Source organism: Bradyrhizobium sp. SRS-191, assembly GCF_024586915.1.
In the GTDB taxonomy this organism is placed as follows: Bacteria; Pseudomonadota; Alphaproteobacteria; order Rhizobiales; family Xanthobacteraceae; genus Bradyrhizobium.
The window spans coordinates 46,821-71,848 of sequence record NZ_JANBVS010000009.1 but is presented as its reverse complement, the minus strand read 5'-3'; the positions used below and the strand labels follow the sequence as shown (position 1 = coordinate 71,848).

The 25,028-nt window shown below is 65.4% G+C and carries 21 protein-coding genes; 11 read left to right on the top strand and 10 right to left on the bottom strand.

Annotated elements, in window-relative coordinates:
- Positions 1-9 precede the first annotated feature (9 nt).
- From NLR35_RS17825 to NLR35_RS17810, 4 genes are all read left to right on the top strand, one after another.
- Positions 10-702 carry an alpha/beta family hydrolase gene (locus NLR35_RS17825; protein ID WP_257167830.1) on the top strand — a complete coding sequence of 231 codons (693 nt, stop codon included), beginning with the start codon at positions 10-12 and terminating at the stop codon, positions 700-702.
- Positions 703-819: 117 nt separating this feature from the next.
- Positions 820-1,821: an ABC transporter substrate-binding protein gene (locus NLR35_RS17820; RefSeq protein ID WP_374940827.1), complete on the top strand. Its 1,002-nt coding sequence runs from the start codon at positions 820-822 to the stop codon at positions 1,819-1,821.
- Positions 1,822-1,863: 42 nt separating this feature from the next.
- The gene (locus NLR35_RS17815) at positions 1,864-2,637 is read left to right on the top strand and encodes an ABC transporter ATP-binding protein (RefSeq protein ID WP_257167829.1); all 774 of its coding nucleotides are present in this window, start codon (positions 1,864-1,866) and stop codon (positions 2,635-2,637) included.
- On the top strand, positions 2,630-3,460 hold the full coding sequence (locus NLR35_RS17810) for an ABC transporter permease (protein WP_257167828.1): 831 nt from the start codon (positions 2,630-2,632) through the stop codon (positions 3,458-3,460). Before NLR35_RS17815 ends, NLR35_RS17810 begins: the two co-directional genes overlap by 8 nt.
- 9 nt (positions 3,461-3,469) lie before the next feature.
- On the opposite strand, the gene gtdA is transcribed toward NLR35_RS17810, so the two are convergent.
- Positions 3,470-4,507: a gentisate 1,2-dioxygenase gene (gtdA, locus tag NLR35_RS17805; protein ID WP_257167827.1), complete on the bottom strand. Its 1,038-nt coding sequence runs from the start codon at positions 4,505-4,507 to the stop codon at positions 3,470-3,472.
- A 99-nt stretch (positions 4,508-4,606) separates the two neighbouring features.
- Between gtdA and maiA the strand changes: the two genes are divergently transcribed.
- Positions 4,607-5,239: a maleylacetoacetate isomerase gene (maiA, locus tag NLR35_RS17800; protein ID WP_257168020.1), complete on the top strand. Its 633-nt coding sequence runs from the start codon at positions 4,607-4,609 to the stop codon at positions 5,237-5,239.
- On the top strand, positions 5,229-5,738 hold the full coding sequence (locus NLR35_RS17795; RefSeq protein ID WP_257167826.1) for a MarR family winged helix-turn-helix transcriptional regulator: 510 nt from the start codon (positions 5,229-5,231) through the stop codon (positions 5,736-5,738). Before maiA ends, NLR35_RS17795 begins: the two co-directional genes overlap by 11 nt.
- A gap of 38 nt (positions 5,739-5,776) precedes the next feature.
- Here the strand turns inward: NLR35_RS17795 and NLR35_RS17790 are convergent, their stop codons facing one another.
- From NLR35_RS17790 to NLR35_RS17780, 3 genes are all read right to left on the bottom strand, one after another.
- Positions 5,777-7,390 carry a benzoate-CoA ligase family protein gene (locus NLR35_RS17790; RefSeq protein WP_257167825.1) on the bottom strand — a complete coding sequence of 538 codons (1,614 nt, stop codon included), beginning with the start codon at positions 7,388-7,390 and terminating at the stop codon, positions 5,777-5,779.
- On the bottom strand, positions 7,387-8,526 hold the full coding sequence (locus tag NLR35_RS17785; protein WP_257167824.1) for an FAD-dependent monooxygenase: 1,140 nt from the start codon (positions 8,524-8,526) through the stop codon (positions 7,387-7,389). Before NLR35_RS17785 ends, NLR35_RS17790 begins: the two co-directional genes overlap by 4 nt.
- An 80-nt stretch (positions 8,527-8,606) precedes the next feature.
- Complete coding sequence (locus NLR35_RS17780) at positions 8,607-9,590, bottom strand: RimK family alpha-L-glutamate ligase (RefSeq protein ID WP_257167823.1); 984 nt, start codon at positions 9,588-9,590, stop codon at positions 8,607-8,609.
- Between NLR35_RS17780 and NLR35_RS17775 the strand changes: the two genes are divergently transcribed.
- The 4 genes from NLR35_RS17775 to NLR35_RS17760 all read left to right on the top strand — a co-directional run bounded on the left by NLR35_RS17775 (position 9,590) and on the right by NLR35_RS17760 (position 14,303).
- Positions 9,590-9,808 (top strand): hypothetical protein, encoded by a 219-nt coding sequence (locus tag NLR35_RS17775; protein ID WP_257167822.1) that lies wholly within the window; start codon positions 9,590-9,592, stop codon positions 9,806-9,808. The two genes, NLR35_RS17780 and NLR35_RS17775, sit on opposite strands and share 1 nt — an antisense overlap.
- A 70-nt stretch (positions 9,809-9,878) precedes the next feature.
- A complete protein-coding gene (locus tag NLR35_RS17770; RefSeq protein WP_009026109.1) occupies positions 9,879-10,652 on the top strand; it encodes a ferredoxin--NADP reductase in 774 nt (257 codons plus the stop codon).
- Between the two features lie 210 nt (positions 10,653-10,862).
- On the top strand, positions 10,863-12,428 hold the full coding sequence (locus NLR35_RS17765; protein WP_257167821.1) for an acyl-CoA synthetase: 1,566 nt from the start codon (positions 10,863-10,865) through the stop codon (positions 12,426-12,428).
- A gap of 252 nt (positions 12,429-12,680) precedes the next feature.
- Entirely contained in the window at positions 12,681-14,303 is a 1,623-nt protein-coding gene (locus tag NLR35_RS17760) for an FMN-binding glutamate synthase family protein (RefSeq protein WP_257167820.1), read from the top strand.
- A gap of 229 nt (positions 14,304-14,532) precedes the next feature.
- On the opposite strand, the gene NLR35_RS17755 is transcribed toward NLR35_RS17760, so the two are convergent.
- The 6 genes from NLR35_RS17755 to NLR35_RS17730 form a co-directional block, all read right to left on the bottom strand.
- The gene (locus tag NLR35_RS17755) at positions 14,533-15,834 is read right to left on the bottom strand and encodes an AAA-associated domain-containing protein (protein WP_257167819.1); all 1,302 of its coding nucleotides are present in this window, start codon (positions 15,832-15,834) and stop codon (positions 14,533-14,535) included.
- A gap of 15 nt (positions 15,835-15,849) precedes the next feature.
- Positions 15,850-17,583, bottom strand: a complete 1,734-nt coding sequence (locus NLR35_RS17750) for an ABC transporter permease subunit (RefSeq protein WP_257167818.1) — start codon at positions 17,581-17,583, stop codon at positions 15,850-15,852.
- Between the two features lie 1,080 nt (positions 17,584-18,663).
- Positions 18,664-19,974 carry a hemolysin family protein gene (locus NLR35_RS17745; RefSeq protein ID WP_257167817.1) on the bottom strand — a complete coding sequence of 437 codons (1,311 nt, stop codon included), beginning with the start codon at positions 19,972-19,974 and terminating at the stop codon, positions 18,664-18,666.
- A gap of 349 nt (positions 19,975-20,323) precedes the next feature.
- Entirely contained in the window at positions 20,324-22,306 is a 1,983-nt protein-coding gene (locus tag NLR35_RS17740) for a carbohydrate porin (RefSeq protein WP_257167816.1), read from the bottom strand.
- 352 nt (positions 22,307-22,658) lie between these two features.
- Complete coding sequence (locus NLR35_RS17735; protein WP_257167815.1) at positions 22,659-22,937, bottom strand: hypothetical protein; 279 nt, start codon at positions 22,935-22,937, stop codon at positions 22,659-22,661.
- Positions 22,938-23,082: 145 nt separating this feature from the next.
- Positions 23,083-23,898, bottom strand: a complete 816-nt coding sequence (locus NLR35_RS17730) for a creatininase family protein (protein ID WP_257167814.1) — start codon at positions 23,896-23,898, stop codon at positions 23,083-23,085.
- A 91-nt stretch (positions 23,899-23,989) separates the two neighbouring features.
- On the opposite strand from NLR35_RS17730, the gene NLR35_RS17725 reads away from it, so the two are divergent.
- Complete coding sequence (locus tag NLR35_RS17725) at positions 23,990-25,021, top strand: ABC transporter substrate-binding protein (protein ID WP_257167813.1); 1,032 nt, start codon at positions 23,990-23,992, stop codon at positions 25,019-25,021.
- The last annotated feature ends 7 nt before the right edge of the window (positions 25,022-25,028 follow it).

Genomic DNA, 25,028 nt, shown 5'->3' with positions numbered 1-25,028 from the left:
GACATGGGCATGACCGACCTCCAGGCGCGCTCCCTCTCCCTCTCGATCGACGGCGCGGGCACCGTGTCCGCGCTGTTCATCATGCCTCCGCAGGCGCGCGCCTGCTTTGTGTTTGCCCATGGGGCCGGCGCCGGCATGACCCACGCCTTCATGACCAAGGCGGCGGAGCGCCTTGCGAAGCACGGCATCGCCACGCTGCGCTTCCAGTTTCCCTACATGGAGAAGGGCAGCAAGCGCCCCGATCCGCCCGCGCTCGCCCACGCCACGGTGCGTGCCGCCGTCGCCGAGGCTGCGCGGCACTGTCCCGGATTGCCGCTGATCGCCGGTGGCAAATCGTTCGGCGCGCGCATGACCTCGCAAGCGCAAAGTCTGGCACCGCTACCGGGCGTGTCGGGGCTCGCCTTCCTCGGCTTTCCACTGCATCCCGCCGGCAAGCCGTCGGTGGCGCGCGCCGACCATCTCGATGCGGTCGAGGTGCCCATGCTCTTTCTCCAGGGAACCCGCGACAAGCTCGCGGAAATGGAGCTGCTCGAGCCGGTCGTGAAGCGGCTCGGGCTGCGCGCGACGTTGCATCGCATCGCGCATGCCGATCATGCCTTCCACGTTCCCGCGCGGTCCGGCAAGGACGCTGAGGCCGTCATGGACGAACTGGCGCAGGCTTTCGCGTCCTGGCTCGACACCCTCGACGCTCCCAGCATCTGAGGGGCGCGTGCCTCGAACTCCGCGAAAATTTGCCGCGACATCGAGCACGAAATATTGCAACAAGTCGGCATCACCCCCGGGCCGAAGGTCCGCACGGGCCGGATCTTGGAGAGCTTGATGTTGCGACGCTTGAACCTGGTTCTGACGGCCTTTGCCATGCTGGCCTCGATCAGCGCGGCGCATGCTGACGACACCAAGCTGCGGATCGGCGTTCTCAGGCTGTCGTCGTCAGCGCCGGTGTTCATCGCGCTGGACAAGGGCTACTTCCGCGAAGCTGGTCTGGACGTCGAGCTGAAGTTCTTCGATGCTGCGCAACCGATCGCCGTGGCCACCGCAACCGGTGACGTCGATGTCGGCGTCACTGCGTTCACCGCGGGACTCTACAACCTGGCCGGCAAGGGAGCCTTGAAGATCATCGCCGGCATGAGCCGCGACCGCCCCGGCTATCCGTTGATCGGCTACTTCGCGAGCAACAAAGCCTATGAAGCCGGTCTCAAGACGCCGAAGGACATCGCGGGCAAGCGCGTGGCGATGACCCAGGTCGGATCGAGCTTTCACTACTCGGTCGGGCTGCTCGCCGATAAATACGGCTTCAAGCTCGCCGACGTGAAGATCGTGCCGTTGCAGTCGATGTCGAACATGGCCGCGGCGATCAAGGGTGAGACGGTGGATGCGGCGCTGATGCCGGTCTCCGTCGCGCGCAAGCTGATGGAGGAGGGCGCCGTCAAGCACCTCGGCTGGGTCGGCGACGAGACGCCCTGGCAGGTCAGCGGCGTCTTCGCAGGGCCGAAGACACTGGCCAAAACGGCCGTCGTCACCAAGCTGCTCGAGTCGCTGCAGCGCGCTGACCGCGAATATCACGACGTAGTGCTCGCTTCGGTGAAGGACGGCAACGCTGCGATCGACGAGAAGACGAAGCCGCTGCTCGAGATCATCGGCAAATACACCAACCTTCCGGTCGATCAGGTGGTCGGCAACTGCGCCTATATCGATCCCGACGGCAAGCTCGACGTGAAGAACATCGACAGTCAGGTGAAATGGCTCCAGGCCCAGGGCTTTGCAGACCAGGGCTACGATGCGACCGCGATCATCGCGAAAGAGTATGTGAAGCCCGATTGACGGACGCGAGCCGCGCCCGTACCCGCGGCGGAATGATTTGAGATGGACCTGATCGCCGACACCATCAGCCACCGTTTCGACGCGCTCGATGTGCTCGACGGCGTGTCGTTTGCCGTTGGACCCGGCGAGGTCGTGGCTATCGTCGGTCCCTCCGGCTGCGGCAAGAGCACGCTGCTTGCGATCCTCGGCGGACTGCTCCAGCCGAGCGCGGGACAGGCGTTGTTGCGTGGCGCGCCGCCGCCCGGCAGTCTGAACCCGCTGACCTTCGTGTTCCAGGATTTCGCGCTGCTGCCCTGGGCGAGCGTCGCCGACAACGTCGCCTTCCCGCTCCTGCATACGTCGCTATCCGCGCAGCAGCGGACTGCTGCCGTCGACGATGCGTTGCGCCGCACGGGGCTCGTTGACTTCAGGGCGGCCTTTCCGAAGCAGCTCTCCGGCGGCATGCGCCAGCGCGTCGGCATCGCGCGCGCGCTCGTCGTGCGGCCCGCGATCCTGCTGATGGACGAGCCGCTGTCGGCGCTGGACTCGCAGACCCGCGAGCTGCTGATGGAGGACTTCGTCGACCTGCTCGCCGATGGCACGATGGGGGCGGTCTATGTCACCCACAACCTCGAGGAGGCCGTCAGGCTCGCCGATCGCATCGTCGTGCTGTCCCGCCGCCCCGGCCGCATCCGGAAGGTGGTGACTGTCCCGGCGACACGGCGCGCCCGCGGCGACGCCGTGATGCGCGCGCAGTTGCTGGATCTCCAGAACGATCTGTGGTCGCTGATCCGGACCGAGGCGATCGATGCCGAGCGCGAGGTTCAGCATGCTTGATCGCGCGCCAAGCGACGCGCCTCGCGCGGCCGGTGACGCCGAAACGAAGCCGGTGGGCTTCCGTGGCGGTGGCTTCACGCCGGCGGCCAGCCGCTGGGCGGGCCCGCTCGCGCTCGCCGCGGTCCTAGGGCTGTGGCAGCTGATCGGCAGTCTCGCGCTGATCAATCCGCTGTTTCTCCCGACCCCGCTCGGCATCCTGCGCGCGCTGTATCGTCTCGCCGAGAGCGGGGCCCTCTGGCAGCACGTCTCCGCCTCGCTGCTGCGCATCCTCTCGGGCTGGGCGCTGGGCACCGCTACCGGCATCGTCGTCGGCTTCGCGATCGGGCTGTGGCGGATCGCGCGCAGCATCGGCATCACATTCGTCTCGGCGCTGTTCCCGATCCCGAAGATCGCCGTACTGCCGCTGTTGATCCTCTGGCTCGGCATCGGCGAGCAGCCGAAGATCGCGACGATCGCGCTCGGCGTGTTCTTCTCGACCACGATCTCGGTCTATAGCGGCGTCGACGCGGTGCCGCGCAATTTGATCCGCATGGCGCAGAGTTTCGACGTGCCGTTCCCGACCATCGTGCGCAAGGTGATCTGGCCCGGCGCGCTGCCGTCGATTCTGGCGGGCTTCCGCATCACGGCTTCAGTGGCGCTGATGCTGGTGGTCTCGGCAGAGATGATCGGCGCCGAGACCGGCATCGGCACCTTCGTGTTGCAGGCCGGCAATCTGATGCAGACCGATCAGCTGATGGCGGGCATCCTGATGCTGTCGCTGTTCGGCCTCGCCATTGGCAAGCTGATCAGCCTGCTCGAAGCGCGGCTGCTGCACTGGCGCTAATTTAGTGCATTACGCGTTGCCGCGATCCTCGCGGTACAGATCGAGCTTCTCCTGCACCGGCCGGTCGGAGAACGAGAACAGCACGGCGTCCTCATCCGCCTCGTGGCTCACCCATTGCCAGCTCGGCACGACGAACAGATCACGCGGCCCCCATTCGAAGGTCTGGTCGCCGATGCGGCTGCGTCCCCGGCCTTCGATCGCGGTGAAGACCGTTGCGTCGGTGGAGCGATAGCGTGCGGTCTCGAAACCCTTCGGCAGCAGCTGGATGAAGGTGCCGATCGTCGGCATCGCGAAGTCGCCGGTCTCCGGATTGGAGAATTTCAGCTTCAGCCCATGGCACGCATCCCATTCCTCGCTGCGCTTGGCGTTTTCCAGCGCCTCGCGCGTGTAGGCATAGGGATAGTTGAAGATCGGCGATGTCCGCGATCTGCGCTTGGCATCGACCGGCAGCAGATTGTGGCCGTAACGGGCAAAGCTGTCGCCGGCGGGACGCGCGACCTTCTGCTGATCCTCCTGCGATCCTTGCGCGAAGGACGCATCGAGGAACTGCACCAGGGGAATGTCGAGCCCATCGAGCCAGAACATCGGCTCCGAGGTCTCGTTGCCGTGATCGTGCCAGGTCATCGAGGGCGTGATGATGAAGTCGCCGGGCTGCATCAAAGTGCGCTCGCCGTCGACTGTCGTGAACGCGCCCTGGCCCTCCAGCACGAAGCGCAGCGCCGACTGGCTGTGCCGATGGGCCGGCGCGATGTCGCCGGGGATGACCATCTGAATGCCGGCATAGAGCGAGGTCGTGACCTTGGACTGTCCGCGGAGCCCGGGATTCTCGAGGATCAGTACCCTGCGCTCGGCTTCCTTCGCCGTGATCAACCGGCCGGCCTCGATCATGTAGTCGCGGATCGCCGCGAACTGCCACAGATGCGGACGGCACGCGCTCTTCGGCTCGGGCGTGATGAGGTCGCTCATCACCGTCCACAGCGCGGTCATGTTCTCGCCGTCGATCTTCTTGTAGAACGCCTCGCGTTCCGGGGTCGAAACTGCGGCCATGCGCGCCTCCCGATCAGAAGTTGTTATTTATTGACAGTATACTGTCAATTAGTTTACCGTCAACGCAACCAGAACTATCATTTCGGGAGGAGTGCCATGATCAAGCTGCACGGCTATTTCCGCAGCAGCGCATCCTATCGCGTCAGGATCGCGTTGAACCTCAAGGGTCTCACGGCCGAACATCTGCCGCATCACCTCCGCAAGGGCGAGCAGCGCGCGCCTGCCTATCTCGCTCTCAATCCGCAGGGCTTCGTTCCGACCCTGGAGGACGACAGCGGAGCAACGCTGATCCAGTCGCTCGCCATCATCGAATGGCTCGATGAGACCCACCCCGAACCGCCGCTGCTGCCCAGGGACCCCCTGTGTCGCGCCCAGGTCCGCGCCTTCGCACAGGTGCTCGCGTGTGACACGCATCCGGTCCAGAACCTGAAGGTGCTGGCGCGGCTGCGCGAGCTCGGCCTGCCCGAGGACAAGGTCACCGCCTGGGCCGGCTGGGCCAATCGCGAGGGCCTTGCAGCCTGTGAGGCTCTGGTCAAGCATGAGCCCGGTCCGTTCTGTTTCGGAGCCGCGCCGACCCTGGCTGATCTCTGCCTGGTGCCGCAACTCGGCAATGCCCGCCGCTTCGGCGTCGATGTCGCGGCATTCCCGCGTCTGCTGCAGGCCGAGGCCGCAGCGAAGGCCATGCCTGCCTTTGCGGATGCTGCGCCGGAGCGCCAGCCCGATGCCGAGTAAGCCGCCCGAAATCACGATGGACGCGGTCTACACCAAGCCGGGCTATCTGTTCCGGCGGATGCAGCAGATCGCCGTCTCCATCTTCATCGAGGAATGCCGGGAGTTCGATCTCACGCCGGTGCAATACGCTGCGCTGGTTGCGATCCAGAACCACCCGGGCATCGATGCCACCAGGCTGTCCGCCGTGATTGCGTTCGACCGCTCCACGCTTGGTAGTGTGATCGAGCGGCTCGAGGTCAAGGGGCATGTCGAGCGCAAGCCGTCGGCCGAGGACAAGCGTGTCAAGCTGCTCTATCTGACCAGGGCCGGCGCGGTGCTGCTGCGAAACATCATGCCGTTCGTCGACCGCGCGCAGGCGCGCATGCTGGCGCCGCTGAAGGCGGCCGATCGGAGGGCGCTGATGGCCCTGCTGTCGCAGTTGGTCGATCTCAACAACGAGGTGTCGCGCGTGCCGCTGCGCGCCGAGGACGCGTTGGAGCACCTCGGCAAGAGCGGCTGAGCTCTGACGCTCGTGCATCGTCTGCGAACGGCATTCGTTCATAGCCGCATCACCGCCTGACGGTCGATCTTGCCGGTGCCGGTCTTCGGCAGCTCGTCGATAAAGACGATCTCACGCGGATATTTGTAAGGCAGCAGCTTGGCCTTGACGTAGTCCTGCAGCGCCTTGGTCATGACCGGCTCATCGCGCGACCGGCCGTTGGTCACCACCACCGCCTTCAGGCTCATCCGCCTGTCGGGCAGCTCGTGCGCGAACACGGCGCATTCCCGGATGTCCGGATGCTCGGCGAGGCAGAGCTCGACCTCGAGTGGATAGACCCACTGCCCGGAGATCTTGATGAGGTCGTCGGCGCGACCGCGGAAGAAGTGAAAGCCGTCGATGTCGCGCACGAAGCGGTCGCCGGTGTAGATCCATCCGCCCTCGCGGATCGTCTCCGCGGTCTTGTCCGGCCGGTTCCAGTAGAGCGGCGTGTTGGAATCGCCCCGGACCCAGAGAATGCCTTCTTCACCGGTGGCGACGTCGTGGCCGTCCTTGTCACGCAGCGCAATCTCGTAACCGGGCACGCGCAGGCCGGCCGCGCCGAGCTTCTTCCGGTCCTCGCGGTTGGACAGATAGACATGCAGCGCTTCGGTGGAGCCGAGACCTTCGACGATCTCGTGTCCAGTGAGACTCTTCCAGCCGTTGAAGACCTCAGCTGACAGCACTTCGGCCGCGGAGACCGAAAGGCGCAACGATGAGAAGTCGGTCTCTTTGGCGCCGTCCGCCTTGGTCAGCGCCGTGTAGAGCGTCGGCAGGCCGAAGAACACGGTCGGACGGAAGCGGTTGATCGCATCGAAGATGGCGGCGGGCCTGGGTTGGCCCGGCAGCAGCAGCGTCGTCGCGCCAGCCGAGAATGGGAAGGTGATCGAATTGCCGAAGCCGTAGGCAAAGAAGATCTTCGGCACCGAGAAGCAGATGTCGTCCGGTCTCAGCCGCAGCACGTTCTTCGCAAACGCCTGCTCGCTGTAGGCCATGTCGTGCTGAAGATGGACGATGCCTTTCGGGCGGCCGGTCGAGCCCGACGAGTACATCCAGAAGGCCATCTCGTTGCGATGAGTGTCGGCCTCATCGAGCTGAGCGGCAAAGCCGGGGAGCCATTGATCGACGGCAATCGTCGTCGGCGCTGCCCTCGCCGGCGCTGCGCCGTTAACGACGATCAGCGTCTGCAGCGCTGTTTCCGCACACGCCTGCGCGTCGAACCGCCCGGCAAACTCGGCATCCGCCACCGCGACCGTTGCGCCGGAATCGGCAAGATAGAATTGCAGCAGGTCCGGCGGCGTCAGCGTATTGATCAGCAGCGGCACGAAGCCGGCACGCACCGCGCCGAAGAAGGCCGCCGGGTAGGCCGGCGTATCGTCGAGGAACAGCAGCACGCGGTCGCCGCGAGCAAGGCCGAGCGACGCAAAGCCGTTGCCCCAGCGGCAGGCCTCGGCGCACAGCTCGGCATAGCTGCGCTCGCCGGCTGGGCCGATCAGCGCGGGCTTGTTCGCGTTGCCTTTAGCGAGATTGTCGAACAGCACGCGGCTGGCGTTGTAGCGGGCGGGGATCGCGAAGCCGATTTCGCGGGCACCGGCGCTGTCCGAAGGAACCTGATCGGCGATCTCCTGTGTCATGCCCGGCCTCCGTCCGTGCGCGACGCCTCGTAGCGTGCCATGAACTGCGGCGCCATCGCGCGCAGCCTGGCGTCGTCAATGCGACCGGAGCGCGTGATGTAGCTGTAGGCAAAGTCCATCAAACCCAGCGTCATGTGTGCCGGGAATTTTTCATACCAATCGGCGCTGGTGCGGGCGGCGGTCACCAGCTTCTTCACGATCGGCTGCCGCTCCGCCTGATAGCGCGCGAGGCCGGCGGACAGGTCGGTCTCGGCATCGAGCGCCTTGGCGAGCGCGATCGCATCCTCGATCGCAAGCCGCGTCCCCGAGCCGATCGAAAAATGCGCGGTATGAAGCGCATCTCCGATCAACACCATGTTCCGGTGCCACCAATGCTCGTTCCACACCCACGGGAAATTGCGCCAGACCGAGCGGTTGGAAACCAGCGAGTGGCCCTCGAGCGTGTCGGCGAACACCTGCTCGCAGATGCGCCGGGACTCGTCGACTGACTTTTCCGCAAAGCCGTAGGCGTGCCAGGTGGCGCGATCGCACTCGACCAGGAACGTGCTCATGTCGGGCGCGTAGCGATAGTGATGCGCATTGAAGGTACCGCGATCGGACCGGACGAAGGTCTGCGACAGCGTCTTGAAGGTCTTGCTCGTGCCGTACCAGGCGAACTTGTTGCTGGAGTAGGACACCGAGAAGCCGAAATCGCCTTCGAAGCTGCGCCGGACGAGCGAGTTCAATCCGTCGGCGGCGACGATCAGATCATAGCCCGAGAGCTGATCCAGCGACTGGATGGCGGTGCCGTAACGGGCGATCACGCCGACGCTCGCGGCGCGCTCTTGCAACAGCTTCAGCAGTTCGAGTCGCCCGATTGCGGAGAAGCCGACGCCGTCGATCTCGACGCTCTCGCCGTGCAGATTGAGCGTGATGTTGCGCCAGCTCTCCATGCGCGGCGCAATCGCATCGACCGTGTCGGGATCGTCGGCGCGGAGGAATTCCAGCGCCTGGTCGGAGAACACGACGCCGAAGCCCCAGGTCGCGCCGGCCGGGTTCTGTTCGAACAGATCGACGACGGCGGACGGGTGCCGCTTCTTCCAGAGATAGGCGAAATACAGCCCGCCAGGGCCGCCGCCGAGTACGGCGATGCGCAAGGGCGCTCTCCCAATTGACAGTATACTGTTTATTTTGGGCCGGAGACTAATCTCTCATTCCAATGGACGCTAGAGAAATCTTATTGCGAGAGTTTGGATCCCGCTGCTGCTGATCCCGAGGCACGGGGTGCAAAGATGGCGTCGAGCGCGGCGAACGTGGCTGCCTCCACCAGCTCGGGCGCATGCTCGCCGAGCGCCTCCAGCTTCACGCCCGAATTGATCTCGAGCACCCGCCATTGGCTGTCGGCCATGACGACATCGACCGACGTATAGCGGATGTTGATCGCGCGTGCGGCTTCCCGCGCCAGTGCCGTGCAGGTCTCGCGCAGCTCGCCGTCCCTCAGCAGCACCGGCCGGGCGCCGAATTCGAGATTGTGCCGCCAGCTCAACAGGCGCTGCTCGCCGTGGGGGACGATCGCGTGCAGCGTCGATGCGTCGAACTCCGCGGCGAGGCGCCGAAGCAGTTGCGACTGCTGCTGGATCGGCGCAGCCCTCAGCGCGAGCTCGCGCACGGAATGAATTCCGTCGCCGGTCACGACGGGCCGCTGCTTGCGATAGACAATCAGTGGAACGCCATCGAGCAGGATGACGCGAACTTCGTCCACGATCTCCAGCAGCGGCGCAATCGCTGCGCTGGCTCCGGTATCGAAGATGACGGTGAGCGCGTTCTTGAGCTCGGTCGCGGCGTGGACGCGCGTCACCCCGCGTCCCGACGTCCCCTCATTCGGTTTCACGACCAGCCCGCTCGGATGCGCCTCGAGCAATTCCAGAATGGATGTCCATTCGGGCTCGCTGCTGCCCGCCATGGCCGGCCCGAGAAAGAACGCATGCGGGACCGCGGGAACCCCGGAGGCCGCCAGCAGGGCGGCCGTCGCGGCCTTGTCGCAGGCAATTCTGTGCGCCACCGCACTGTTCAGGCCGAGATCATAGCCGAAGATCAGGTGACGCTTGGTGGCATTGCCGAGCACCAGCAACCAGCCGTCCTCCCGGACGTCGAGCGAAATCCCCCGCTCGGCGCAATAGCGGGTCACGGCGGCGAGCTGGTGGTGCGGATGGTTAATCATTGCTCAAGGATTGGGCCGTGGTTGCGGAATTAAAGTGCTGGAAAGCCCTGGTCTCGGCAAGTAAATTACCCATGTCGTTTGTGTACGAACGAATTGCAGATCGAGGCGATCCGGCACGGGCCGGCATGCGTTTGATCGTGATCAATGGTGCAGTCATGCGGGTTGATTATTTGCTGTTTTCACGTACATCAGGCGCCGAAAATCGCTGGGATCTATAGGGTTTTTTGCGATCCTGCCTCGTCACGACTTGTTTCTTCCAACTTCAGCCCACGTGAAAAAACAAACGACATGAGCGCGTTCTATAAAGAGAAAGTTCTTTCCGTTCACCACTGGACGGACACTCTGTTCTCCTTCCGGGCGACCCGCGATGCGGGCTTCCGTTTCCAGAATGGTCAGTTCGCGATGATCGGCCTCGAGGTCGAGGGCCGCCCGCTGCTGCGCGCCTACAGCATGGCGAGCGCCAATCACGAGGAGGAGCTCGAGTTCTTCAGCATCAAGGTGCAGGACGGCCCGCTGACCTCGCGCCTCCAGAAGATCAAGGAAGGCGATACCATCCTGGTCGGCCGCAAGGCCACCGGCACGCTGATTCCTGACAACCTGCTGCCCGGCAGCCGGCTGCTGCTGCTGTCGACCGGGACCGGTCTTGCGCCGTTCGCCAGCCTGATCAAGGACCCCGACGTTTACGAGCGGTTCGAGAGCATCGTGCTGGTCCATGGCTGCCGCCAGGTCGCCGAGCTCGCCTATGGCGAGAGCGTCGTTGCCAAGCTGCGCGAGGACGAGCTGTTCGGGGAGCTGCTGGAAGGCAAGCTGCACTACTATCCGACCGTCACCCGCGAGCCGTTCCGCAATCGCGGCCGCATCACCGACCTGATCTCGTCGCAGCAGCTGTTCAACGATCTTGGCCAGCACGAGCTCGACATCGCCAAGGACCGCATCATGATGTGCGGCAGCCCGGCGATGCTCGAGGAGCTCAAGACCATGTTCGAGTCGCGCGGCTTCCTCGAAGGCAGCGGCAACGAGCCCGGCCACTTCGTGATCGAGAAGGCGTTCGTCGAGCGCTGAGCCGCCCATCCCGCTATTTTGGAATTCGTCAAAGAGCGCCTCGACGCAATCGGGGCGCTCTTTTCGTTGGCAATATCCTCCTTGCGCGCGCCGAAGCGGCCGTGCGATTTTCGCCCGCAAGACCGGACCTGCAGACGTCCGGCGCGACACAGGGAGGGGACCTGGATTGCCTGACGGGCGGCCATCCCCGCGACAGCAAGGGGAACGGCCATGGATTCCATCGTTCGCAGACAGACGCTCGGTGACCTCCTGCGGCGGAGCGCGGCGCGCACGCCCGGTAAGACGGCCGTGATCTGCGGCGATACCAGCTGGACCTATGCCGAGTTCAACGCCCTGGTCGACCGCCTTGCGGCAGGCCTTGCCGGCCGCGGTGTCGGCAAGGGCGAGCGCGTCGCCATCCTTGCCCGCAACTCGCATGCGTTCGCGGCCCTGCGCTTCGCGCTGGCCCGGCTCGGCGCCGTGCTGGTGCCGATCAACTTCATGCTCAAGCCGGAGGAGGTCGCCTACATCCTCAAACATGCCGGCGCCCGGCTGCTGGCGACCGACAGCGGATTTGCCGCCGTGGCGCGCGCGGCCAAGGCGTTGGCGCCGGCAGTCGAGCAGATGATCTGGCTGCCATCGGAAGTGCCGAGCGAGCGGCAGAGCGACATGATCGACTTTGCCGAGCTCGCAGCGTCCACGGCGACGGTGCCTGCCGTGGAGATCGCGGGCCACGACGTCGCGCAGATCGTCTACACCTCGGGCACCGAGTCGCTGCCGAAGGGCGCGATGCTGACCCATGACGCCGTGATCTGGCAATATGTGAGCTGCATCGTCGATGCCGGCATTGCCGCTGACGACGTCACACTGCACGCGTTGCCGCTGTATCATTGCGCACAGCTCGATGTGTTCTTCGGGCCGTCGATCTATGTCGGCGCCACCAACATCATCACCGCATTCCCGACGCCCGACAATCTGCTGCCGCTGATTGCGAAATATCGTATCAGCTCGTTCTTCGCGCCGCCGACGGTGTGGATCTCGATCCTGCGCTCGCCGCTGTTCGAGACCACTGATGTCTCGACGTTGCGCAAGGGCTATTATGGCGCCTCGATCATGCCGGTCGAGGTGCTGCGCGAGCTGGCGCAGCGGCTGCCGAAGGTCCAGCTGTGGAATCTCTACGGCCAGACCGAGATCGCGCCGCTCGCGACGATGCTTGGACCAGAGGACCAATTGCGCAAGCCGGGCTCGTGCGGCCGCGCCGTCCTTAATGTTGAGACGCGGGTGGTCGACGACGACATGAACGATGTCGCGCCGGGCGAAGTCGGCGAAGTCGTGCATCGCTCGCCGCATCTGATGCTCGGCTACTTCCACGACGAAGAGCGCACCACGGCGGCCTTCCAGGGCGGCTGGTTTCACTCCGGCGATCTCGCGACCATCGATGAGGAAGGCTACATCACCATCGTCGACCGCAAGAAGGACATGATCAAGACCGGCGGCGAGAACGTCGCCAGCCGTGAGGTCGAGGAGGCGCTGTATCAAATTCCCGAAGTATCGGAGGTCGCCGTGGTCGGCCTGCCGCATCCGCGCTGGGTCGAAGCCGTGGTCGCGATGGTCGTGGTGAAGTCGGGCTGCGAGCTGACCGAGGAGGCGCTTCTCAAGCAGGCGTCGACGCGGCTGGCCTCGTTCAAGACCCCCAAGCGCATCGTGTTCGTTGATGCGCTGCCGAAAAATCCCAGCGGCAAGCTGCTGAAGCGTCAGCTCCGCGAGGCGCATTCCGGCCTGTTCGCGGAGGGCTGAGGCGTCACGGGGCAGGCGGGTCAATCGTTCTCCTGGGCAGGCCCGCGGGTTCGGTCGATGCACTATGATGGCACCGCACCCTCGCACCCGTGCAAGGGTGCGGTGGACCTCGTGGCATCCGGGTCCATCGCCGCGGACTTTCGACGATGTGATACCGTCGATGGCCAATCGCGCGGGCTTGTGTAACGATTGCTTCGCGATGCGCGTAGTATCTTCAGTGCTGACCGTCCACGATCCGCCCCGAGGCCCTCCATGGATACGCTGCTGCTTCCGTTCTCGCCGCGCTACATCGTGCTGACGATCTGCGCCACGGCGACCGCCCTGCTGCTCGTCCTCGGCATCTACGATCGCAAGATCTTCGATCTCGTGCTGATACCGCTGCTGATCTTCGGCGCGCTGACCGCGCTCGGCGTCCGGGACTTCATGCAGAAGAGTCACGCGGTGCTGCGCAACTACCCGATCTCGGCGCATCTGCGCTTCATCCTCGAGGAAATCCGGCCGGAGATGCGGCAGTATTTCTTCGAGAGCGAGAAGGACGGCATGCCGTTCTCGCGCGACACCCGCGCAGTCGTCTATCAGCGCGCCAAGATGGTGCTCGACAAGCGCCCGTTCGGCACCCAGGAGGACGTCTATCGCGAGGGCTATGAGTGGATGCACCATTCGGTGTCGCCGAAGCCGCATGCCGAGGAGAAATTCCGGATTCAGATCGGCGGCCCCGATTGCGCCAAGCCTTACTCGGCGTCGGTGTTCAACATTTCCGCGATGAGTTTTGGCGCGCTGAGCCCGAATGCCGTGCGCGCGCTGAACGGCGGCGCCAAGCGGGGCGGCTTCGCCCATGACACGGGCGAGGGTGGCTTCAGCCCGTACCACGCCGAAATGGGCGGCGATATCATCTGGGAGATCGGCTCCGGCTATTTCGGCTGTCGTCACCGCGACGGCAGCTTCGATCCGGATGCTTTCGCACGCACGGCGTCGATCGAGCAGATCAAGATGGTGGAGCTGAAGGTCAGCCAGGGCGCCAAGCCCGGCCATGGCGGTGTGCTGCCGGCCGCGAAGGTGTCCGAGGAGATCTCCAAGATCCGTGGCGTATCGATGGGCGAGGACTGCATCTCGCCGCCGGCGCATCGCGCGTTCTCGACGCCTGTCGGCATGATGCAGTTCATCGGCGAGATGCGTCGGCTGTCCGGCGGCAAGCCGGCCGGCTTCAAGCTGTGCATCGGCCATCCCTGGGAGTTCCTTGCCATCTGCAAGGCGATGCTGGAGACCGGCATCACTCCCGACTTCATCGTGGTCGACGGCAATGAGGGCGGCACGGGTGCTGCGCCGCTGGAGTTCATGGACCATCTGGGCATGCCGATGCGCGAGGGTGTCAACTTCGTGCACAATGCGCTGGTCGGCATGAACATCCGCGACCGCGTGAAGATCGGCGCGTCGGGCAAGATCGCCACCGCCTTCGACATGGCCCGCGCCATGTCGATCGGCGCCGACTGGTGCAATTCCGCGCGAGGCTTCATGTTTTCGTTGGGCTGCATCCAGTCGCTGAGCTGCCATACCGACAAGTGCCCGACCGGCGTTGCGACGCAGGACCCGACGCGCGCCCGTGCGCTGGTCGTCCCGCACAAGATGGATCGCGTCTACAACTACCATCATGCGACCCTGCATGCGCTGACCGAGCTGCTCGCGGCGGCCGGACTCGAGCATCCGCAGGATCTGCGTCCGATCCACTTCTCGCAACGGACGTCGACCACCGAAGTGTCCTCGTTCGCGAAGCTCTATCCATCGCTGCGGCCCGGCGAGCTGCTCGACGGCACCCAGGACGTCCGCTTCCGCGACGCCTGGGCGATGGCGCGGCCCGACACGTTCGCGGCGGCTTGAGGTTGCTACGCCTTTCTGAGTGAGTTGGTACGCCGCGTCCGCACCCTCAGTGTCATCCCCGCGCACGCGGGGATCCATAACCACAGGCATCAGTTCGTTACGCTGAAGGTTCAACGCGCCGCCTGCCTCAAGCGAGATCACGCGGTATGGGTCCCGGGTCGGCGTCCGCCAACGCTTCGCGTTGCCGGGCTTGCCCGGGACGACAGCGGAGGGCGGGGCGGTCAGTGAACTAATGCGGGTTCTCCAGGCTGAAGGTCTCGGACTGCTCGTCGTAGGAGAACAGCTCGGCGTAGCGGCCCCAGGAGACGATGGTGTGCAGCGTCTCGTCGGCGTAGTGCTCGGACATGTAGTCCTCAAGCTCGATGCGGAAGCGCGCGGCTGGCGCTGCGTGCGAGGGGCGGTCGTCGAGCACGCGGCGGATCAGGCCCATCAGCGGCACGTTCTCAATCAGATGCTGCGCAAACAGCTTCTTGCGCTCGTCGGTCTCCTGATGGGCGAACCTCCGTCCGTCCTCGGTCAAGGTCAGGTCGCCTTCGCTGAGATGCGCGAAGCGCAGCAGTTGCAGCGCCTCCGCCAACGGAAAGATCTCGTCGACCTCGAGCTGCAGATGGCCAGCCAGCACCGGAAGGTCGGCATGCCCGTTATACGGTTCGCCGGCGAGCGTCTCGATCAGGCCTGAGATCGAGTTGGAGGAGACGTGGCTGAGCACCATGCCGACGCCGGCGCTCGCGGTGCTCGGCAGCTTCGGCTCCGGCCGCTGCGTCATGCGCGCATAGAGGCTGTCGACGAGCTGGCGGAACGCGGGATCGAGCCGGTTGCGCGGATGGGCTAAGTCGATCTTGAACTCGGCGGCGACGCGGCCCGGATTGGACGAGAACACCAGGACGCGGTCGCACATCAGCACCGCCTCCTCGATGTTGTGCGTCACCATCAGCACCGACTTGATCGGCAGCCGGCCATCCGTCCAGAGGTCGACGAGGTCGGTGCGCAAGGTCTCCGCGGTGAGGACATCGAGCGCCGAGAACGGCTCGTCCATCAGCAGCAGGTCGGGATGCACCACCAGCGCGCGGGCGAAGCCGACGCGCTGGCGCATGCCACCGGAGAGCTCCTTGGGAAAAGCGGATTCGAAGCCGTCGAGGCCGATCAGGTCGATCGCCGCGAGCGCGCGCTTACGCCGCTCGGCGGCCTCGATGCCCAGCGCCTCCAGGCCGAGCTCGACGTTCTGCAGCACGGTCAGCCAGGGAAACAGCGCGAATGACTGGAACACCATGGCGACGCCAACAGGCGGGCCGGCGATGATCTCGCCGCGACACTTCGCTTCGCCCGACGATGGCGCCACCAGCCCGGCGATGATCCGCAGCAACGTCGACTTGCCGGAGCCCGAACGTCCCAGCAGGCCGACGATCTCGCCGGCGCGGATGGTGAGGTCGACCTTCTCCAGCACGACGAGATCCTCGCCGCTGCCCTTGGGAAACATCCGGCTGACGCTCTTGATCTCGATCAGCGAGGTGTCCTTGACCTGGTCGCGCATGATGATCTCTCCCGGTCAGCCGAGCCGCAGCCGGCGTTCGCCGAAGGCATAGAGCGGCCGCCACAGCAGCCGGTTGAACAGAGTGACGAGGATGCACATCACGGCAATGCCGAGCACGACGCGGGGGAAATCGCCGCGCTCCGTTGCTCCTGCGATGTAGGCGCCGAGGCCCGAGGCGGTCAGATGGGTGTCGCCCCAGCTCGCGACCTCGGCGACGATCGCCGCGTTCCACGAGCCGCCGGACGCGGTGATGGCACCGGTGATGTAATAGGGGAAGACGCCGGGCAGCACGACCTTGAACCACCAGCGCCAGCCTTTGAGATGCAGGCTCGCCGCCGCCTCGCGCAGGTCGGTCGGGAAGGCGCTGGCGCCGGCGATGACGTTGAACAGGATGTACCACTGCGTGCCCAGGATCATCAGCGGGCTGAGCCAGACATTGGCGTCGAGGCCGTAGCGCACGATCAGCACGACGAACACGGGGAAGGCGAGGTTGGCCGGGAAGGCGGCGAGGAATTGCGCGAGCGGCTGGATGCGCTCGGCGAGCTTCGGCCGCAGCCCGATCCAGACGCCGACCGGCACCCAGATCAACGAGGCCAGCGTGATCAGCACGACGACGCGGAGGAGCGTGATCAGGCCGTAGCCGATTGCGCTGAGCACGTCTGATGGTGCCAGGGTCGCCGAGAGATAGAGGTAGGTCTTCCAGCCGGCATAGGCGCAGCCGAGGATGACCACCGCGAGCCAGAGGCCGTCGACGAGCTGCGACGGCGGCGCATGACGCACCGGGCCGCTCCAGGCCTTGGGCCAGTTGATCCGCAGGTTGGAGAACGAGCGGTTGATCGCCGCGAACGGGATCGAAATCGACCGCAGGGCGCGCGTGCGCCGGAACAGGTCGAGCATCCACGAACCAGGCGGATCGCCCGACGCGGTCTGCTCGAAGCGGAATTTGTCGGCCCAGGCGACGATCGGGCGGAACAGCAGCTGGTCATAGGCGGTGATCACCAGCAGCATGGTCAGCAGCGCCGCGCCGATGGCGGCGAGATCCTTCTGCTGGATCGCCAGCGCCACATAGGAGCCGATGCCCGGCAAAGTGACCGTGGTGTTGCCGACGGTGATCGCTTCCGACGCGACGACGAAGAACCAGCCGCCGGACATCGACATCATCGCATTCCAGATCAGGCCGGGCATCGCATAGGGCACGTCGAGCCGCCAGAAGCGCTGCCAGCCGGAGAGGTGGAAGCTGCGCGTTGCCTCCTCCAGGTCCTTCGGCACGTTGCGCATCGACTGGTACATGCTGAAGGTCATGTTCCAGGCCTGGCTGGTGAAGATCGCGAACACGCAGGCGAGCTCGGCGCCCAGCACCTTGCCCGGGAACAGGTTCATGAAGAACACGACGGTGAAGGTCAGGAAGCCGAGGATCGGCACCGATTGCAGGATGTCGAGCAGCGGGATCAGCACGATCTCGGCGCGGCGGCTCTTGGCCGCGAGCGCGGCGTAGACGAAGGTGAAGACGAGCGAGCAGGCGATCGCGAGCAGCATGCGCAAGGTGGTGCGCAGCGCGTAGAGCGGCAGGTTGGACGGATCGAGCGACACCGGCGCGGTGTCGAGGGCCGACAGCGGCAGCGTGGTCTGCTCGCCGCCATAGACGATCAGCACCATCGCGCCGACCACGATGATGAGCGCCACGACGTCCCAGACGTTGGGGCGCACGGCCTCGCGCAGCACGGTCGTCCGGAGGTCCTGAAGCATCATTCGCGTGTCTCGTCTCGTCGGCCGCAGCCGTTGGCTGCGGACGGGTCCTCGTCATGGCCTTGAGGGCTGGTCGCGCCGGCTGCCGGCCGGCCGAATCCGCACCCTAAGTGCCCTCTGTGATGGTTTGATTTCAAGCGCCGACGGCCGGGAATTCCGGTCGCAACCCGGCCTATCAAAGGATACGCAAGCCGCGTCTTCACGTTCCCGCGACATGTGATGTCCGGGGTGTGCCTGTCGGTGGCCCTCGGGACTTGTGAGGGCGCAGGGAGAGCCGGACCTCGACTGAGGCCCGTGGCCCGCCTGCGAGAAAAATTGCAGGCGGCAGGTACCACAGGTTCAGCCGGACAGACCCGGCCCTCCCTGCGCGATCGGTTTTAACGGCTTATACGTGCTCTCCCCGGTGCACCGGCTCCTGGCCACCGTGGCGACGACGCGCGTCACGCGCGCTGCCGCGGACCTCAGCATCGGGAGGTCAGGACCACACGATTTCGCCGTCCGTGACGCCGGCGCTCGTCCAGCGCCGCCATCCCGTCCATCGCATTGCCGGCCCAACGTTCGTGACGACGCGTACGCCCCTCATCAGGACCGGAATGGGGGAAGGATAGAGCAGGAGTTATGATTTTCGGAAGTGATTTATTTTTGGCGGGGGATCTTGAAATGGGGCTTCTTGTTGGGCGCGCAACGGAAATGAGTGTTTTGGCGCAGGCTGTATGAGGGCTGCATCAGCCCTCAGCCGCCGTGTTGGAGATCGGCACTCCGCCCGACGGGCGAATCGGCCATCGAAAAGTTGTTGGTGGCACGCGACCCGCGGCGTGCATGGTGCAACCTCTCCCCGCCCTTTGCGGGGAGAGGTCGGATTGCGCAGCAATCCGGGTGAGGGGCATGCCACAAGCGGAGCCGCATTGGCGCTCCATCGGACGTGCAGGCCGGTGCTGATAGCGGCACTACCCGTGAGGTTGCCCCTCACCCCGACCCTCTCCCCGTGAAGAACGGGGAGAGGGAGCGCACCGTTCGTGCGGCGAATGGCCGTGGTCTCTTGCGACAGGGGGCAGCATTGTTGCTACTACCTTGGCACCCTAACTACCCCACATTCGGCTCGCCACCTTCGGGCGCGAGCTTGGTGGCCAGGATCTTGTCGATGCGGCGGCCGTCGAGGTCGATGATTTCGAAGCGCCAGCCTTCGAGCTCGAAGCTCTGGCCGACGTCGGGGACGCTGCCGAAGTGTTGCAGCACGAGGCCGGCGACGGTGTGGTAGCCGCGATGCGGCGGGACCTCGATGGCCAGCACGTCCGCGAACTCGTCGAGCGGCATCCAGCCGGAGACCAGCAGAGAGCCGTCGTCACGGCGCACGCAGGCCGGCTCCGGCGGACCTTCCTCCGATGAGAACGCGCCGACGATCGATTCGAGAATATCCGCCGCGGTCACGACGCCTTCGAAGGCGCCGTACTCGTCGTGCACGAGGCCCATATGCACCGGCGCCACTTTGAGGATCGCGATGACGTCGCGGGCGTCGACGGTGGAAGGAATGATCGGCACCTCGCGGACCAGGCCGCGCAGGTCCGGCGTCTCGTCGCGCAAGTAAGCCGCCAGCAGGTCCTTGGCCTGCAGCACGCCGATCGGGCGGTCGCGCTCGCCGTCGGACACCGGCAGACGCGAATGCGGGCTCTTGGCGAGCAGCTCCCGGATCGCCTTGGGATCATCGTTGAGATCGACGACGTCGACCTCCGGGCGCGGGGTCATGATGGCGCCGACCGGGCGGTCGCCGAGCCGCATCACGCCGGCGATCATCTCCTTCTCGCCGGGCTCGAGCACGCCAGCGGTCTCGGCCTCGCGGACCAGGTGATGGATCTCTGCTTCCGACACCTTTTCCTCGGCATTGCCGGAGCGGCCGAGCAGCGCCAGGATCAATTTGCCGGACACATCCAGCAGTACGACGAGCGGTAGCGACACTTTGGCCAGCAGCTGCATTGCCGGAGCGACGCGCACCGCGATCGCCTCGGGATCACGCAAGGCCACCTGCTTCGGCACGAGCTCGCCGACGATCAGGGTGGCATAGGTGATGATGGTGACGACCAGACCGACGCCGACGATGTCCGCGACCGAGGCCGACATGCCGAGCTCCAGCAGCCATTGCGTCAGGCGCTGGCCGAGCGTGGCGCCCGAAAACGCGCCTGAGAGCACGCCGACCAGGGTGATGCCGATCTGGACCGTCGACAAGAACCGGCCGGGATCGGCCGCCAGCGCCAATGCGCGGCGCGCGCCGCCGACACCCTTTTCGGCCAGCAGCGCCAGCCGGGCGGGCCGCGACGACACGATGGCGAGCTCGGACATCGACAACAGCCCGTTGACGACGATGAGGACGACGATGATCGAGAGTTCGACGGAGAGCATTGCGACCTGATGTGGCGCCCGGATGGGCGGGAATGGACACAGGTCCTAGCATATGGGGAGGGTAGCCGCCCATTGCCGTGTTGCGGTGCGCGCATGGCGGTTACGGTCGGATTGCTGGTCAATCTGGACCGCAGCGGCGCGTCATTCTCCGCGGTCGTCCCGGCCTCGAGCCGGGACCACCCGTAGCCACCGGCCCTGATGAGGCAGGCAACTGGCAGCGACGTTCCCTCGAGTGCGTCCGCGGTATGGGTCCCGGCTCAAGGCCGGGACGACACCGATTATGTTGCGCCAGTCGTGGCCACCACCGGCGTCCTGACCGGGGCGCAGTGCGCGTGCGACCTGACGTCCCTCAGAAATCGCCGTGCAGCCGGCCCGAGAAGATCGACACTGGGCCGCGGTCGGCGTTGTAGGCGGGGTTGTTGACGAACTGATAGTCCGCCGTGAACGTCAGGTATTTGTTGATCGAATAGGCGTAGTAGGCCTCGATGATGCTCTCGCGGCGATAGTTCAGCGCGCCGTCGCCGATCAGCGGGCCGAGCCCGCCGGCCGCGAGGAAGGCGCGGTGGTCGCCCGAGAGGCCGTTGGTTACGCCGGCAAGGCCGATCGTGTCGTCGGGGCGGCCCCAGCGATTGCCCTTGATCGAGGCGCCGAGCGACAGGCTGTTGTCGATGTCGGTGAACGCCATGATCTCGGTCTTGCCGTCGTTCCAGCTCCAGCGGCCGAACAGGCCGAGCTCATCCGACAGTGCCTGGTCGAAAGAGACGACGTAGCCATATTTGCTGCGGCCGCGGCGGGTCTGGGGGATGTCGGCATTCAGCGCGGGATTGTCGAGCGTCTCGCGATAGCTGCCGGAGAAGGTGTTGTTGAAGAAGCCGATGGTGCGCAGATGGCCGGGCTGCGAGAACAGCTGATAGCGCGTCTCCAACTCGATGACGTAGCTGCCGCGCTTGAAGAGGTTCATGTCGAAATTGTTCGAGTTCGAGGTGGCGTCGACCAGGAAATAGCCGGTGCGCAGCGCCCAGTTCTTCTGGTTCAATTCGGCGGTCGCGCCATAGGTCAGGCCGAGCTTGTCGGCGGCGTAGTCGAAGGCGCCCGGCGCCCAGATCGACCAGTTCATGAAGTCCTTGCGCGCGTCCTTGGCGTAGGCATTGCCGTCGAACACGTCGAGCACGGGGAACTTGCCGATCTGGAACGTCAGACGCGAGATGTCCTGCTTGCCGGAGAGCTGCAACTGGCCGCTGCCGAGCTGCTCCTGTTCGCCGCCGAAGCCGAAGGTCTGGCGCAGGAACAGCCGCGACGTGTTGTAGTGCGGGTAGGGGAAGTCGGACTTTTGCGCCTCGCCATTGGAGAAGCCGCCGAGACCGACGGTGTTGCTGAGGCCGAAGCCCTGCAGCAGCTCGGGATTGTAGTAGACCTCGCCGCCGTCCCACAGCCGCGCATTGATGAACAGGCTGTTGCTCCAGGTCTCCTGGAATTGACGCGCCGGCGTCAGGCTGTTGGTGCCGGTGTAGGCGGCGCGGAATGCCGGGTAGCCCTGGCCGATGACGGTGGCCTGGCCGTGGATTTCCCAGCGGTCCGACTCCGTGTCGGACGGATCGTTCTTGAGCTTGAGCTCGGGACCGTCAGCGAAATCGAGCTTGCGGTTGAGCCCGACGCGCAAGGTCTGGAAGTCGAGTGCGGAGGTGTAGCTGGCGCCGTTGGAGAAGTTGACGCCGCCATTCTCGAAGCGGTTGTAGAGATACTCCAGCCGCCAGCTCCAGTGCGGCGCAAAGCCGCGCTCGATACCGGCGCCCACCACCCAGCCAAGCCGCGTCGTGAGCAGCTTCTCGTTGCCGGCCGCCGTGGTGTTGATGAAGCGTCCGCCGGTCCAGGCGAGGCCGCCGGTGGCATAGACCAGCCAGTCGCCCCGGGCGTAGCCGACGCGGCCGCGCGCCGTGGCGACGTAGTCCCACAGCTCGGACACGTTGGAGCCGGGCGTGCCGAGCATCGCGACGGTGTGGTTGGAAGTCAGATAGTTCGGGAAGCTGAAGTCGCCTTCCAGGCCCAGCAGCAGGCCGGAGCGGGTGACCCAGTTGTAGCCGGCCTGCACGCCGCCGGTGAGCCCGCTGAAGGGGCTGCCGGCGCTGACGCTGCCGCTCGGATCGGTCAGGGTCGCCTGGGCGTGATCGCGGGTGTAGCCGGCATGGCCGCCGACATAGAGCCCGGTCCAGTCGAACACGGTCTGCGCCACCCGGGCCTTGACCGGCAGGTCAGCGGCCGTAGCGGGCGCCGCCAGCGCGACGATCATGGCGCCGGCCAGGATCATCTCCGGGGTGCAGTTCGAGCGGATCATGGCGGCAGTTTCCCCAAGGCAGAAGCACACGACACAAGCAACGTCACACCTGATTGCCCGCGCACAGTCACGAGAAGATTACGGAGGTGCCGAACTTCGATCGGAAATGTGGACGAGCTGCGGTAATTTGAGGATGATTTATATTGCGATTAAGTCGCAACAGCAAGATTGCCAGGGTCGGTGCGCATGTTCGTCATGAGGTGTGATATTCATGCAACAAACAGCCCGCCCGGGATGCCGGACGGGCTGTGGAGACGCGGATTGCGACGGTCGGACCGCCGCGGCGGCGAAGAGCGAGGCTGCCGTTCAGCGCGGCGGGCGTGGGCCGGCCGGCCGAGGCGAAGGCCAGGCATCAATACCCGCAGGCTCGGACACGGCCGACATACTGGCCGTAGATGTCGTATTGCGGCACCCAGCGGCAATAGCGATAGCCGCCGCCGTAGGAATAGCCGTCATTGCTGGCGGCGATGGCGCTGCCGACGACCGCGGCCCCGATGAGGCCGGCGCCGACGCCCCAGCCCCAGTGATGATGGTAGCCGCCGGCGGCGGCCGGCGTGGAGGTCGTGGCGACGCTGCCGGTGACGGCGAGCGCAGTCAGTGCAATGGCGGCAATCTTGCTCTTGATCGACATGTGAAGGCTCCTGTTGTGCGTTGGGGCGGCCGGTCCCGGCCGCTTGCCCAATTGGACGGAGCCTTTTCGAAAGCGGTTCGAATCGCCCCGGCGCGGTCCAGGGGTGCTTCGAATTTGTTAGTTGGTGCAGAGGCTTGCCGCCGAATCAAAGGCCTGGTAGCGGGCCTGCGCGCAGCGTGTTCACGTCGAAGTTATCGACATCCTCCAGCAGCGCACAGAAGGCGCGTGCGCCGTGGTCGAGCACGCGCTCGCCTTTCTCGGCCGAGGCCTGCGTGGCATCGCCGACGGCGCCGCTCGCGTTGAGATCCTGCGTCTGCCAGGCCAGCGGCGCGGGGCGCTGCGTCGACAGCACGCGATAAGTCTGCTCCATCGCGACCGCCGATGATGTGAAATCGGCGACGGCGTCGGTGCGCACCAGCGCGGGATGCCGGGCCAGCATGATCGAGGTCTCGACCGCGCCGCCATGAATCCCGTGGCGCAGCTCCTCCGCCGAGAAAAGGCCATCGGGCGCGCCGAAGCGCGACCACGATGTCGTCACCACCAGCATGCGATGCGCGGCGCGCAGATCCTGCGCGACCAGGGTCATCGCGGCGCTGTTGCCGCCATGGCTGGTGACGATCACGAGCTTGCGGATGCCCGCGCGCGCCACGCTGTCGCCGAGCGCGCGCCAGCTCTGCAGCGCGGTTTCGGTCGGCAGGGTGAGCGTGCCCGGAAAATCGATGTGCTCGGTGGAGATCCCGACCGGCTGCACCGGCAGGAAGGTCACCGGCAGGGCCGGCGGCAGCAGCGCGCGGACGCGGGCGAGATAGGCTTCGGCGATGTAGACGTCGGTGCCAAGAGGCAGATGCGGGCCATGCTGCTCGGTGGCGGCCAGCGGCAGCACCGCGATCCAGCTCGCCGCCTCGGACGTTCCCAATGCGGGCCAGCTCAGCTCGGTCCAATCGTGGGGCGGCACGGTCATCGCGCGGGTAGTTTCCTTCGTCCGTCGGGCAGGGTAGTTATCACCGGACGATCTTAACATGTTCAGCCAGAAAGAACCGGGGAGACCAGGCATGGCGCAATCGCTTCTGTCGCGAACGTTAATGGCGGCATGGCTGGTCATCGGCGGGACTTTGGGGGCGATGGTGGGGACCGCCCAGGCCCAGACCCTGGACAAGGTCTCGTTCGGCACCAATTGGGTGGCCGAGGCCGAGCATGGCGGCTTCTTCCAGGCGGTCGCCGACGGCACCTATAAGCGCTACGGGCTGGACGTGACGATCGTGCCCGGGGGCCCGAACGAGAACAACCGGATGCTGCTGATCTCCGGCAAGATCGAGTTCTTCATGGCGGCGAATACGCTGATGGCGTTCGATGCGGTCGCCAACAACGTGCCGGTGGTGTCGATCGCCGCGATGTTCCAGAAGGACCCGCAGGTGTTCCTGACGCATCCGGAGTCCAAGGTCACCAAGCTCGAGGAGCTGAAGCCGCTGACGATGTTCGTCTCCAAGGAGGGCATCTCCAGCTACTATCAATGGCTGAAGTCCGAATACGGCTTCTCCGAGAAGAACGTCCGGCCCTACACCTTCAACCCGCAGCCTTTCATCGCCACGCCGCAGAGCGCGATGCAAGGCTATGTCACCTCGGAGCCGTTCGCGGTCGAGCGCGCCGCCGGCTTCAAGCCCGGCGTCATCCTGCTCGCCGACAACGGCTTCAACACCTATTCGACCCTGATCGAGACCCGGCGCGACCTGATCGAGAGCAAGCCGGACCTGGTGCAGCGCTTCGTCGATGCCTCGATCATCGGCTGGTACACCTACATCTACGGCGACAACTCCGCGGGCAATGCGCTGATCAAGAAGATGAACCCGGAGATGACCGATGATCTCCTGGCCTATTCGGTCGCCAAGATGAAGGAGTACGGCATCGTCGATTCCGGCGACAGCGTCGAGAAGGGTATCGGCGCGATGACCGAGGAGCGCATCACCAGCTTCTTCGACAAGATGGTGCGCGCGGGCGTCGTCAAGCCGACGATCGATTATCGCAAGTCCTACACGCTGCGCTTCGTCAACAAGGGCGTCGGCGTGGATCTGCGGCCGCAGAAGTAGGTCGCGT